At 41.2% G+C, this 13,322-nt stretch carries 11 protein-coding genes; 5 read left to right on the top strand and 6 right to left on the bottom strand.

What is annotated here, in order from left to right; translation table 11 throughout:
* The first annotated feature begins 161 nt into the window (after nt 1–161).
* The 5 genes from tcmP (at nt 162) to LRL21_RS21630 (ending at nt 5,349) form a co-directional block, all read left to right on the top strand.
* On the top strand, nt 162–1,433 hold the full coding sequence (gene tcmP / locus LRL21_RS21650) for a three-Cys-motif partner protein TcmP (RefSeq protein WP_240417862.1): 1,272 nt from the start codon (nt 162–164) through the stop codon (nt 1,431–1,433).
* 53 nt (nt 1,434–1,486) lie between these two features.
* Nucleotides 1,487–2,224: a DUF5131 family protein gene (locus LRL21_RS21645; RefSeq protein WP_240417861.1), complete on the top strand. Its 738-nt coding sequence runs from the start codon at nt 1,487–1,489 to the stop codon at nt 2,222–2,224.
* Nucleotides 2,225–2,626: 402 nt separating this feature from the next.
* Nucleotides 2,627–3,469, top strand: coding sequence for a thermonuclease family protein (locus tag LRL21_RS21640; protein WP_240417860.1), 843 nt, complete (start codon nt 2,627–2,629; stop codon nt 3,467–3,469).
* Between the two features lie 498 nt (nt 3,470–3,967).
* On the top strand, nt 3,968–4,270 hold the full coding sequence (locus LRL21_RS21635) for a hypothetical protein (protein ID WP_476703985.1): 303 nt from the start codon (nt 3,968–3,970) through the stop codon (nt 4,268–4,270).
* A 269-nt stretch (nt 4,271–4,539) separates the two neighbouring features.
* The gene (locus LRL21_RS21630; RefSeq protein ID WP_240417859.1) at nt 4,540–5,349 is read left to right on the top strand and encodes an MBL fold metallo-hydrolase; all 810 of its coding nucleotides are present in this window, start codon (nt 4,540–4,542) and stop codon (nt 5,347–5,349) included.
* 59 nt (nt 5,350–5,408) lie between these two features.
* Here the strand turns inward: LRL21_RS21630 and LRL21_RS21625 are convergent, their stop codons facing one another.
* The 6 genes from LRL21_RS21625 to mle form a co-directional block, all read right to left on the bottom strand.
* A complete protein-coding gene (locus tag LRL21_RS21625) occupies nt 5,409–7,154 on the bottom strand; it encodes a sensor histidine kinase (protein ID WP_240417858.1) in 1,746 nt (581 codons plus the stop codon).
* A gap of 168 nt (nt 7,155–7,322) precedes the next feature.
* Nucleotides 7,323–8,204 (bottom strand): carbohydrate ABC transporter permease, encoded by an 882-nt coding sequence (locus LRL21_RS21620; RefSeq protein ID WP_240417857.1) that lies wholly within the window; start codon nt 8,202–8,204, stop codon nt 7,323–7,325.
* Entirely contained in the window at nt 8,201–9,112 is a 912-nt protein-coding gene (locus tag LRL21_RS21615) for a carbohydrate ABC transporter permease (RefSeq protein WP_240417856.1), read from the bottom strand. Before LRL21_RS21615 ends, LRL21_RS21620 begins: the two co-directional genes overlap by 4 nt.
* A 104-nt stretch (nt 9,113–9,216) precedes the next feature.
* Entirely contained in the window at nt 9,217–10,605 is a 1,389-nt protein-coding gene (locus LRL21_RS21610) for an ABC transporter substrate-binding protein (protein ID WP_240417855.1), read from the bottom strand.
* A gap of 111 nt (nt 10,606–10,716) precedes the next feature.
* Nucleotides 10,717–12,039 carry a response regulator gene (locus LRL21_RS21605; RefSeq protein WP_240417854.1) on the bottom strand — a complete coding sequence of 441 codons (1,323 nt, stop codon included), beginning with the start codon at nt 12,037–12,039 and terminating at the stop codon, nt 10,717–10,719.
* A 264-nt stretch (nt 12,040–12,303) separates the two neighbouring features.
* On the bottom strand, nt 12,304–13,155 hold the full coding sequence (gene mle / locus LRL21_RS21600; protein ID WP_240417853.1) for an alpha/beta fold macrolide esterase: 852 nt from the start codon (nt 13,153–13,155) through the stop codon (nt 12,304–12,306).
* Between the last annotated feature and the right edge of the window lie 167 nt (nt 13,156–13,322).

Raw genomic sequence — 13,322 nt, 5'->3', positions numbered from 1 at the left:
TATATGAATTTTAAACATTATTCCCCACGTAATATTACCATAGTAATTTCGACCTGAATATACAAATTTTGTATCCATGGGACTAGATGGATGGTATAATTATCCTAATTATTTCCTCAAATCCACAATCCAATAATGAATCTCTTGGGGTGAATTTAGTTATGTCCAAAAATATTGGCGACAAACATTTTGATAAGAAGGATATTCAAACGCATTTAAAACATATTTTACTCGAAGATTACCTAAAAAATTGGAGCCAGGTTTTTGCTTATGCTTCCATTAGTTCAAAAATAAAAAAAGTGAATTTTGTAGATGGATTTGCCGGAAGAGGATATTTTGATGATGGAAATATTGGATCTCCGCAGATCGCTATGAATCGATTATTAAATTTTCAACGTATATTGCAAGAAGAATACGGAAATAATTTACGATTCATGATTCATAATGTTGAATATAACAATGTGTACTATGAAGAGCTGAACAAAATAAAATTTCTATCTTCCCAATCACATCAAATACATAACTACCTTGGTAAATTTGAAGATCAACTTAGTACCCTTCTTAACTCAACTATAGGCAGCCCTTCATTATATTTTATAGACCCCTTTGGTTATAAAGGAGTCCTTATGGATGATATGCAAAAAATATTAGAACAGCCATCTCATGAATTACTAATAAATGTTATGAGTTACTCTATTGTTCGTAATGTGACAATTCAATCAAACGAGAAAGAGCTATGTAAATTCTTTGGAGTTGAGTCCCTTCCAGCTACTATTCCTGAATATCTAAAAATGGCTTCAAATAATAATTCAAAACAACAATTTGGGAATTTGCTAAAACTAGAGGATAGCATAGTTGAATTCTATAAAAAACAAATCAAAAAAGGACAATCGAAGGTCTATACCTTGAGTAAACGTATCCACAGTCAAATAAATAATAATATTTACTTTCATCTAGTATTCGTTTCAAAGAACCGCAAAGGATTAATAGAAATGAAAAAATCTATGGTTGATTTCGAAAAAAAGCGAAAACAAGCTGAGGAAAGGTATATAATTTCAAATCAACTTGGGGATTATATTTTCAAAAACGATTTGTTTTCCGATGATATAATTCAAAGCTCTTATGAATACAAAGACTTTGTAAAAGATTTTTTAGAAAATTTCAATAAAGTTCCTACTACATATGCAGAAATATTGGATTTTTATTTACAAAATACTCCCTTACCATTTACATCTGATAGTGAAAAAAAATCTATATATGAATTTTCCAAGAAATTATTTATTAATAATCCACTTATTAGAATTACAAATAAAGCATTTATGAATATAAAAGAAGAAGCTGAGATCAATCAGATCATTTCTAATTTGCCTCTTACTTATCTTGAACAAATCGATTTAAGCAACGATGATGGTTATCAACCCACTTTATTTTAATTTAAATTTCCATTCTCAACTATGTTATACTTTAAAAAAGGAGGGATTTAAAAATGGCAACAATGTCTAGTATTGAATGGACAGAGGCTACTTGGAATCCCGTTACAGGTTGTACCAAAATTTCAGATGGTTGCCGCAATTGTTATGCTGCAGCTATGGCTAAGAGACTTCATGCAATGGGAAACCCCAGGTATGCCGATGGATTTAATCTTACTCTTCATCCAGATTTGGTAGAATTACCTCTTACTTGGAAAAAGCCCCGAAGAATATTCGTGAATTCAATGTCAGATTTATTCCATAAAGATGTTCCTTTAGAGTTCATACAAAAGGTCTTTGATACAATGGAAAAAGCATCTTGGCATACCTTTCAGATATTGACTAAACGCTCGGATCGATTACTTGAAATATCCGATCAACTAAAGTGGCCTTCTAATGTTTGGCAAGGTGTTAGTGTAGAAGACCAGCGTGTATTGTATCGGATCGATGATCTTAGACGAACACCTGCACAAATCAAATTCCTGTCTGTCGAACCATTGTTAGGTCCAATTGAAAATTTGAATTTGGAAGGCATACACTGGGTAATTGTTGGCGGGGAATCAGGTCATGGAGCCCGTCCTATGGAAGAAAAATGGGTGTTAACCATTAGGGATCAGTGTAAAGAGCAGAATGTTGCGTTTTTCTTTAAACAATGGGGTGGCGTTCAGAAACATCGAACCGGTCGAAGACTTGAAGGCAAAACATGGGACGAGTACCCTCCCTCGTATCAATTAAAGGAACTTGTAAAAAATTAAGTTAACCATTTAGGCGATTCTCACTGAGGGTCGTTTTTATTTTCAAGAAATTTCGAACTGAACAGACAAGATGAATTTACATACCAATTACTGGATAAAAATTATGAGAATTTAAACATAAATGCTGAAAGAAGGTTTACGCATATGGACCATAAAGAAATTCATATTAATAACCCTTATGAATCTGGATTGTATGGCATTCACAATACCAATCTATCCATCCCGATGAAATCCAACAGTTCGTAATTCAAATCAGCGATCTTGAAGAAGTTTTACAAATGGACGTCCGTAAAATCTACAAACATCAGTAAATTCGACAAAATGTAACATCCATTATATTACATAATCCTCTTATAAGTGTTACAATGATCCCGAATCAATTAATGGAAACCGAGGGATATCATGAAAAAGTTACTTGCACTTACCCTACTCTTTATATTCGCGTCCGGCTGCGGACAGACCACCCCTGCAAAAACACAACAGCCGACTGTTCCTGTAGCATCAAAAACAACGCAACCAATTGTAGGACCAACATTAGCACAATCCGCATCAACAACCACTGTGACCACAAAAGCCACTGCTGCAGTTAATGATAAAAAGCTTATCGATGCCAAGGTAAACCGAGTCATTGATGGTGATACGCTCGAAGTAACGATTGGCGGCAAAAAGGAAACCGTTGGAATGATTCTTGTGGACACTCCTGAGACCAAAAAGCCGAATACACCTGCACAACCGTTTGGCCTCGAGGCGTTCACATTTACAAAAGAGACACTCGAAGGCAAGAATGTGAAGCTCGAACGCGATGTTTCCGAGCGCGATCAAAATAAGCGCCTCCTCTACTACGTTTACATAGGTGACAAAATGTTCAATGAGACGCTGTTAGAAAAAGGGCTGGCCCGGGTAGCCGTATTCCCACCAGACATCAAATATGTAGACCATTTTAGGGAGATACAGAAGAAGGCTCAGGAAGCGAAACTTGGGATTTGGAGCATTGAAAACTATGCTACAGATAAAGGATTTGATGATAGCAAAGCAAAGAAAGAAACAGGGATTGATATGAATGCAAAATTTGAAACACATAAGCCCGCACCAGCTGTAAAACCCAAGGAAACACCAACAGCAAGCAGCCCTCTTTACAATAGCTGTGCCGAAGTAAAAAAGGCCGGCAAAGCCCCACTGCACCGCGGCGATCCTGGCTACAGCAGCAAGCTTGATCGGGATAACGATGGGATAGCATGTGAATAAGAACTTCAGTGGTTTACCAACAAATACCTCCTCCGATGGGGGCAATTAGGAGAATTAAGTATAATTAACAAAAAAGGAAAAAAGTTGATATTACAAAACAATGGATATTTTACGGAAATCCCGTAAGCTCAGGAGAGGTGCTCTCTTACTCTAAAAAAGACCATGTAGACCTATGCGATTTTAATATTTCCTTGAAAAAGTTAGGGTCTTCGATTGAAAGAATTTCTATTGCTTTAACTATCCATGAAAGTGATCAGTTAGGATACCACTAAAACAGTAAACTTGCGTTCAAAGAGCCCCCAGCAAAATCAGAAGCTGCAGTCACAAGTAGTATGGAAAAAAAGGTATTCCCACTTAATATAAAACTTCTCCATACATCGCATTGGACGGAGATTCAAGAAATGGTGGGACGGAAACGATCACAATTCATCGCACAGAAAATACGCTTTATTAGCAGCTTATAGTGCTGTCACAAACGGAACTGGTAGTTTTAATAGTATGAAAGTCAATGCGATTGTAAGCAATGATTCTGATCAAAAAGTAATTGCAAATTTGCTGAAAAAAAATGATTATTCCTATTGGGTGGCCATTGCTCATATCGATTTTGCAGATGAAAACCAAATGAAAGTGAGCCATGTTGAAAACTATCCAAATAACCACTCGGAAAATTCACCATTACTATATCTGGATGGTACATTTCTTATGGATAAGGGACCGGTGGAATTTAAAAATGATGATCCTTTAGATCTAGAATTTGATGATGAATTTGATGACACCACTTGGAACAAGAAAGGTATATAAGAAGAATTGTATACAAACTATAGAAACTTATATAGACGCCCTTCAAATCCTTGAAGACATGGTTTATCTTTCCCAATTCATCCCTTTAATAAAAAAAATCAAATACGACAAATCAAAATATTACATGCAGAATTGAGTTCTTAGCAATTTGAAAAAATAAGACTTGAAAACAGCCGTACGCTGTACCATCATGAGGTTAGGCAGGCTATTCTTTTGACTGTACGGCAAGCCACTATTCTGAAGCACAACGATAAGGAGGAACCAACCGAATGAAAGTACATTTTCTGGGTACCGCTGCGTATGAAGGGATTCCGTCACTTTTTTGCCAATGCTCCACATGTCATCAAGCTCGTGAACGTGGGGGACGTAACATTCGGACACGGACATCTGTTATGATCGATGAAGTGCTGAAGGTTGATTTTCCGCCAGACACGTTGTATCACTCGTTGAAATACGGAATGGATATGAACGACGTGCAGGATCTGCTGATCACGCACTCCCATTCCGACCACTTGTATGCAGAAGATATGGGAATTCGCGCTAAAGGCTACGCACAGTTCGGAAACAGCCCCCTGCATGTGTATGGTCACGAAATACCCCTCCAACGCTGTCAGCAGGCATTAAACGGTCTGTCCCACAACTATAAATTCCATAGGGTTGATCCCTTTGAATCGATCAAGACGCAGACCGCGAACATCGTTCCTCTACTGGCGGATCATGATCCAAATGAAACTTGCCTGCTCTATTACATTGATAAGGAGGGTACAACGATACTGTATGGCAACGACAGTGGCTGGTTCCCTGAACAAACCTGGAATTGGCTTAAGGATAAACAACTCAATCTGGTTATCTTGGAATGTACAACTGGCCATAGTTTGAACAGGAACAATCATATGAATGTCGAAGCTGTACTTGAAACGAAAACATGGATGGAGGACAACAACGTCCTGAAACCGGGAGCCCAGGTCGTGGTAACCCACTTTTCTCATAATGCCGGCTTATTGCACGAGGACTTGACGGAAATTTTTACACCGGCTGGCATACAAGTAGCGTATGATGGGCTAGTCATCCAATTGTGAAGAGGAACTATTTTATGTAGCGACAGATCTAGGCACGCGATCGGGCTCAACCGTACTTCTCAGCCGCTCCCATCCAGCACCATAGGTATCTCGATCCTTGCACGGACGCCCTGATCTTCGCGAAGCGAATATTGTATACCATAGTTGCTACCAAAATGCAGCTGAATGCGCTTCTGCACATTAATAATGCCATATCCTTTGTTGGTCTCTCCATCATGCAGAATCGCATTTAGCTTCTCAATATCTACTTGCTTGTACCCATTGTCCTCAATGCTGATGACGATGCGTTCACCAACCTTTTTGACAGAAACCCTTAGCTCTCCATCGTGACTCATATTTTTGATTCCATGTAAAATCGCATTTTCAATGATAGGCTGCAGCACAACTTTCGGGATCAGGTATCGTTTCGTTTCCTCTTCGATGTCCCAACAGACCTGAAACGAGTACTCGTAACGAAATAGCTGCAGCCTCAAGTAAGCCTCCGCATGATGAATTTCCTCCATAATAGGAATGAGCAGCTTCCCTTTACTCAAGCCAATACGCATAATCAGCGATAAATCCTTTATCATTTGGGCGGACTCCGCTGCCCCCTCCATTAATGTATGCCAATAAACCGATTCCAAGGTGTTATACAGCAGATGCGGATTGATTTGCGCATGAAGCGTGGACAGCTCTACCTCTTTATTTTTCAGCTCCAGCTCATACTTGTCATATATCGTCTGATTCAGCCGGTTCGTCATACGAATGAACAGATTGTTCAGCAGTACGATTTCGTTTTGGCTGTCCGATTGTATGGGGATCGACAACGACTGTCCTGGATGATAGGAGTTCGTGATGCGCGCCAGCCTGGAGATTGGTTTCAATATCGATTGAATGAAATACATGCTAGCGAGAATGAGGATCACGAAGTAAACAATCATAATCCAATTCACCAAATGCTGCACACTGATATGATCGATAATAATCGACTCCACAGGCACTCTCATCAGCAGCTGCGTATTCGTGTATTCACTTGTATGCAGGATGCACATCAACTCGTGATTGGCCTCTTTTACTTTGTATACCCCTTCCAGCTTATTTGGCGGCACACTCACGTTCGTTCCGACGTTGTAATGCTTCGTATTGCTTGCAAGCACAGCTTGAGTATGGTCGAGCAGTACAACCTCAGCATCCGTATATTTGCTGAATGGCGTAAAATCCATCTGCAGCTGAGTTTCAATACCCGATACAGCCAAATAACCGATAACCATCTCTCCATTATATATGCTGTTCAGCTGGCGCAGGTAGGCAACTGTCTGTGTATGGTTAGGATTATATCCGAATTTATCGATAACCCGAATAATCCCTTTTCCTTTGGCTTCGCTAGCGTCCTTAAACCACGATAATTCATTAAAATCGGTGGAGTAGAAAATTCCGTTCGTTAACAAATCCGGGTTGGGGACAAAAGAATACGATTGATCCTTATCCGATATAAACAGCGAGTACCGTATCGCATTCGTCGAGTAATTATTCAAATATTTGTCCAGCGCATTAAAGATAGCAAGTCTTTCATATTCGGAAGAGGAAGGCAAACTGGCCAACTGCTGAATCTCTTGTGAAATCATGATATTCTTGGTCTTTTCCTCGAAATCCGTACTTTCCCGGTCCAATGTCAAATGACTTCCACTCACCAGCTGCAGCAGTGCATTACCAACCTGTTCCTCCGTAATGGATTCGAGCTTTTTGGCTACGACAAAATCGATAACCAGAATGGGAATGACGACGAATACGATGAGCAGCATGATGAGCTTCTTCATCAATTTCATATTCCGCAGCATTTTGATCATAGCCTCATGCATCCCTTTCTCGTTTCATGATGTTAAATGTTATATATTTACAATAAATTCGTGGGCAGCGGTACCTTTTCCTTTAAACGAAAGAAAACACCTTCAGAAAATGACTTCTGTAAGGTGCTCTTTCAAGTTGAGGAGCTGCTAGCCTTTTACACTTGATGCACTTAAGCCGCGTATAATAAATTTCTGGAAGGTCAGGAAGAACAGGATCGGCGGCAGCATGGCCAAAGTGAGAATGGCAAAGCGAACGCTCCACGGAATGACTGAGGTCGGATATACGACATAACGATAAATACCGGTTGCTAGCGGATACATGCTTTTTTCCGTCATCACGATATTAGGCCAGTAGAAATCGTTCCAGGTATTGGAGAAAGCGAGCAGCAGCACGGTCCCGATGATCGGCAGGGAAAGCGGAACCGCAATCGTTGTGAACGATTTAAATTCACTGGCCCCATCCATCCTTGCCGCTTCCAAAATTTCTTTATGAATGCCGTCAAAGAAGTTTTTTAGCAGCAGCATAAAATACGCATTCACCGCAGCAGGCAACCAAAATGCCCAATACGTATTAATAAGCCCGAGGCTTTTCAAATTCAGAAAATTAGGAACGATATAGGTGGCAGGCGGTATCAGCAGTGTAGCCAAAAAGTACAGTGTCACCCATTTCTTGAAAGGAACCTTCAAGTGAGATAACGCAAAGGCCGCCAATCCGATAAACATCAGCGAAAATACCATATTACCGACATAAATCAAAATCGTATTTTTCAGAAAGGTCAGCAGAGGTAAATCAAACTGTGTCCATGCATCATAGTAATTCTTCCAGATCCAATCCTTCGGGAAAAACGTCGGTGGAAAGCTGAAAAACTCCTCACGCGTTTTAAGTGAGCTGAAAAAGGTATCAAAGAACGGATACAGCATCGTGATCGCCATGCAGACAATGAGCAGCACCATAAGTGAATAGCCGAGCTTAACGGACACCTTTTTAAAATCATAGCTTGAAATAATCCCGCGATCATTTTGTTTCATGCCTTGTCACCTCTGCGCTGCAGTAAATTATATACAATGGACAATAGAATGAGTACAAAAAACATCAGACTGCCCATCGCGCTCGCCTTGCCAAAATCAAGATCACGAAATGCGGTATGATTAATCCACAGCAGGTAAGTCAGAGTCGCATTGTTCGGCCCGCCATCGGTCATTGATAATTGTGCCTGAAAGCCCTGTGATGTCGTGATCAGCTGTAAAAGCAGCAGCAGTACCATGAGTGTCTTGATGCTGGGCAATGTGATGTGCCTGATCCGCTGCCATATGCTGGCTCCGTCAAGCTCAGCCGTTTCGTACAAATCCTTCGGAATGCTGACAATCGCGGCAATATAGATCAGTGTCGCAGCACCGAAGCTTTGCCAGGTTTCCAGCAGCACAATCGAGATCATCGACATTTGCGAACTGAAGAAATCTATCTTCGTGAACCCTATGCTTTCCAATAGACTGTTAATCGGGCCAACCGCATCAAAGAACCATAACCACATCCCATAAAGCACAATAGCGGGTACGGCGCTTGGCAAATAACCGATAATTCGAGCCGCTCCCTGAAAGTATTTTAATTCGGTGACTGCAATAGCGACGAGAGGTGGAATCCAGAAGCCAAGCAGGATACCGAGAAACATATAGTAAAGTGTGTTTTTAATAGAAGTGAATAATAGTTCGTCGCGCGTGATGTTTAGATAATTCTCCAGACCAATAAACTGATTGCCATCCACAAAGTCGATGCTGTAAAAGCTGTACACGATACCTTTAAAAATGGGTACCCATAAAAATATGAAAAACAAAATAAGCTCAGGCAGAACAAATAAGGTGCCCCATAGATACCAGTTCAACTTTTTCCTTGCCTGTGACGTCACCACTGCTTGTCGCGAAAACACATCGGTTTCCATATCAGACACTCCTCATTCATCGGGTTGCGATCTTATCGCATTATGTCATCCACATGCAATCGGACCTCAAACCAACAGAGGTTTAGGTCCGATTATGCAGCCTGCTATTCGACTTTGACTTTATCAAATACTTCAGTCTGCAATTTATCCGAGGTCTCTTCTAACGTTTTCTTCAAATCGACATTTTTGGTCGTAAAAACTTTCTGGATGACATTGGCCATTTCCGTGTAGAACTTTTGTGCCTCGTATTGAGCTTCGGGTTTTCCATCCCAGAGGCTGAGCAATTGCGGATCATATTTGAACACGTTATCGTATTTAGCAAGCAAGCTGGCGTATTTTTTACCAAAGTCCGAAGAGTCATTCCAGTAATTGATCGGTTGGGGAATGTATACACGATTTTTGCCTTTTCGGTCTTCGATTTCTTTTTGAGTGGAGCCGAGGAATTCATCTGTGAAGTATTCATCTGTGATCCATTTGAACGCCGTTTGTTGCGTTTGCTTGTCGGCTTTAGGGTTAATGACGCGGTAGTTCCCGCCCAGAACACCTGTATGCTTGCCACCTTTAGTCAGTGATGGAATCGGATACACGACCAGATCGTCCTTGCTGATACCGCCTTCATTAATCGCTGTATCAGCAGCGTTACCGCTTCCACACATGACCATCGCGCCGCGTCCTTGAGAGAACGCATTTAATGCGTCGCCATAACCGAGTGCCCAGTTCTGAGGAATAAGGTTTTCATCCTTTAGTTTTTTATAGAATTCCAGCGCTTTCAGACCCGCCTCGGAATTAAATTGGCCAACAACCTTGCCATTGTCCAGCTTTTGCACGTCTCCGCCAGCTGCGTAGAGAAAATTCGTCCAGTTCCAGCCTGCTTCCGGTCCTTTACCCATGGGAATGAAGCCTGCTATCCCTTTGGCCGGATCACTGAGTTTGCGAGCCGCATCAAGCAGATCGTCCCAGGTCCAATCGATGGGAGGCAGCTCAACTCCTTTTTCCTTGAACAGCTTTTTGTTTAAAGTAATCGTCATGACATATCCATCTACGGGTACGCCGTACGTTTTACCATTTATGACAAATGGTTTGGACAGCAAATCGTTCATATCCTTGGCATGATCCCAGGTATTCATCGAATCTGTCATATCGGCGACCCACTTTTTATTAACCAGCACTTTACCTTCTGTGGCATACGTCGTATATTCCGTCGGCGCACTGTTCGATGCCATTTTCACGCCGATTTCAAGCGGATTATACTGCCAGTCGTCTTTTTTGAAATCCACATTCGGAAATTTGGCCTTGAAACGATTAATGCGTTGATCGAGCTGATCGTTTTTTTCCTTCTGATCCGGCTTGAAGCCTTGCGCTGTAATGGTTACTTTATTCGCCGCCGCTGTTTCCTTCGGAGCTGTAGATGCTGTCATATTGTTCGTACTACAGCCTGCAAGCAGAGCCGTAAGTGCAAATGCACTGAATAAATACCCTTTCTTATGTTTCATGTGTGGTTCCCCTTTCCAATCATTTCATTAAGGTTTGTTGTCTACACTTATGATTATAAAGGGAGTCTCATCTCACTACGATGTGCAGTCTTACGCTAATCATGTCGCATGTTACTGACCCGTGCTTTTTAACTCTGATATGTTGATTCCGAAATGCTTTTTGAAAATTTTGCTAAAATGCTCTGGCGACTCGTAGCCGATCTCTTCAGATATCTCATATCTCCGTTTATCCGTCATGAGAATCAGGCGCCGGCCTTCTTCCATCCTCAGCTTCGTCACATAATCCCAGATGTTAATCCCCATCACCTTTTTAAACAAATAGCTCAAATAGTTCGGACTTAAATGCACACTGTCGGCAATCACCTGAAGCTTGAGTCCTTTATTACAGAAATGGCTTTCAATGTAGGTCTTGGTTTCAAGAACGACGCGATGATTGACTTCATCAATTTGCGTGTGGGTTAAGGATTGATCGTTTGTAACACTATCGATATCCCCAATATAGGACATATAATGCCCCTTGTTGGTATCGCTCCAATTTAAGCTTTCCAGTGCCTCTTTATAAATGACTGGCCATTGCGTCACGCCTTCACGGATGCGACTAATACCGATATGGCATTTAACGTTAACGTATTTATGTAAATTGTTATGAATCATCTGGGCAACCATGAGCAATTGATTCATGCGCAGCAAATCGCGATTTTCTTCTTCGGTTACCTGCAGCAGCAGCGAGAAGGTTGAATTGTGATTATTAAAAACAAAATGGTTCCACTGATTCACCGTCTCATCAATAATGTTCAGTGAGGCGTATTTCAGCAGGCTCCTGTCCTTCATTGCAATTATTTCTTCATCATGAATACCGCCCCGATCCAAGGACAGCTTGATCATGAGCATGCTAAAATATTTGCCGTTCACACGACTTCCCAGCTTCTCCACAATGGAGGCTACATCGGATTCGTGGATCGAGCCTGTTACAAGTTCATTCAAGTAATAGTTCTGTTCCAGATTGGAATACTCAGGCAGCGCCAGCTGCCCTTCCCAGTTCGCCCAATGATGGGATTTACTTTCCTTCTCACTCAGCAGTGTGCCAACTACCGAAACCAAATGATCCGGTGTAATCGGCTTAACCAAATATTCCTTTGCTCCAAATCGGATTGCCTTCTGGGCATACTCAAACTCACCATGAGCGGATAGAATGACAACGGGAAGAGAAGGATCCTCCATAAAAAGATTTTCAATCAGCTCGATACCATTCATCTTCTCCATCTGAATATCGGTAAACACCAGATCGATTTTCTCCAAGTGAATAAAATCCAGCGCTTCAAATCCGTTATATGCAATAAAAACCTCTGAAATATTCAGCTTCGATTGAGTAAGAATTGCAGCGATGCCTTTACATATCATCGGTTCATCATCCACGATCAAAATATTATACATACCCTCACCCCTATACTTATTAAGTTCTTGATAGCTCGGATGTAATCCTCATTATTTCACATTTTTACTATAACTGTACACTCATTGTATGGCAGTCCATCCGAATTTGACAGGTGTTTGATTACGATAATTGTGTTATATATACGCAGATAATTCCCTTTAAATGGAATAGATGGAATCGAAAAGAAGGGCTGCTTATTCGGTTGTACCGATAGCAGCCCTTCCGGGATTGTATTGTTATTTAGCTATTGAGATCCGCCAAACCTACACGACCCCAGTATGGTTCTTAATGGCGTTAATTATGCATTCCCAATCGTCCGAGTGAATTTCGTGACCCGTCCCTTCGAGGGAAAGCAGCGATGCATGGGGAAGTTCTTCAACTAGAGCCAAACCATGCTCCAATGGAAGCACTGTATCGGCTGTACCGTGGATAACCAGTGCAGGTGCTTGGATGCTCTGCAGCTTCCCCTCAAAAGAAGCATCGTCTTGAAGCAGTGCATGATTGAACATGCTGAGCAGGTTCCTTGCTCGTTTTATTTCTTTTCTGACCTGCTTGTAAGCTCTCTTTTCTTCGAATTTATGTTTGGGACCACATAGCAAGCTTGAACCTGCAACCAAATACTCGGCAACCCTATCTTCATCTGACCAGTCCAAACTGGCTCCAGTAGCATGATAAGCAAGTATCCGCTCATCCATTGGAGGTAAATCCCGCTTATTGTCAGACTCGAATATACTCGAAGCGATCAATGTCAAGGTGTGAACCTTGTGAGGATAGCGTACTGCCATAACCTGAGCAATCATACCGCCTAACGACATCCCGACAAGGTGTGCTTGTTCAATATGGTATGCGTCAAGCAAACCGACAGCATCTTCAGCCATGTCGGCGACCGTATAATTTGAACTTCCAGGAGCATACACCGTGGAACGTCCAACATCCCGGTTATCATATCGAATCACGTACCGTCCTGTATCCGCCAATTGTTGGCAAAATTCATCATCCCAATAAACCATCGAACACATGGCACCCATGATCAGTAAAACCGCTGGATTGTGAGAATCCCCAAAGCTTTCCGCACATATATCAATTCCGTTTACTCTAATTAGTTGTTCGCTCATATGGATTCCTCGTTTCATTCGAATGTGTTTACATGAAAAAATGTACACTTAAATAAACCTCAGCTCATTTCCAAAAAAATGGATGAGTCTAGATAAACTGTACTTCAAATTAACGTAAACGAATGAATTTGATAATCACGATAAGCACTCCCGGATTCATATTAGAA

The sequence above is a fragment of the Paenibacillus periandrae genome (assembly GCF_022458865.1).
GTDB classification, from domain to species: Bacteria; Bacillota; Bacilli; order Paenibacillales; family NBRC-103111; genus Paenibacillus_S; species Paenibacillus_S periandrae.
This window is presented reverse-complemented; position numbering and strand designations above follow the sequence as displayed.

Excerpts from the sequence above, each read along its gene's own strand:
- tcmP (WP_240417862.1), top strand. The coding sequence starts at position 162 with ATGTCCAAAAATATTGGCGACAAACATTTTGATAAGAAGGATATTCAA.
- LRL21_RS21645 (WP_240417861.1), top strand. The coding sequence starts at position 1,487 with ATGGCAACAATGTCTAGTATTGAATGGACAGAGGCTACTTGGAATCCC.
- LRL21_RS21640 (WP_240417860.1), top strand. The coding sequence starts at position 2,627 with ATGAAAAAGTTACTTGCACTTACCCTACTCTTTATATTCGCGTCCGGC.
- LRL21_RS21635 (WP_476703985.1), top strand. The coding sequence starts at position 3,968 with ATGAAAGTCAATGCGATTGTAAGCAATGATTCTGATCAAAAAGTAATT.
- LRL21_RS21630 (WP_240417859.1), top strand. The coding sequence starts at position 4,540 with ATGAAAGTACATTTTCTGGGTACCGCTGCGTATGAAGGGATTCCGTCA.
- LRL21_RS21625 (WP_240417858.1), bottom strand. The coding sequence starts at position 7,154 with ATGAAATTGATGAAGAAGCTCATCATGCTGCTCATCGTATTCGTCGTC.
- LRL21_RS21620 (WP_240417857.1), bottom strand. The coding sequence starts at position 8,204 with ATGAAACAAAATGATCGCGGGATTATTTCAAGCTATGATTTTAAAAAG.
- LRL21_RS21615 (WP_240417856.1), bottom strand. The coding sequence starts at position 9,112 with ATGGAAACCGATGTGTTTTCGCGACAAGCAGTGGTGACGTCACAGGCA.
- LRL21_RS21610 (WP_240417855.1), bottom strand. The coding sequence starts at position 10,605 with ATGAAACATAAGAAAGGGTATTTATTCAGTGCATTTGCACTTACGGCT.
- LRL21_RS21605 (WP_240417854.1), bottom strand. The coding sequence starts at position 12,039 with ATGTATAATATTTTGATCGTGGATGATGAACCGATGATATGTAAAGGC.
- mle (WP_240417853.1), bottom strand. The coding sequence starts at position 13,155 with ATGAGCGAACAACTAATTAGAGTAAACGGAATTGATATATGTGCGGAA.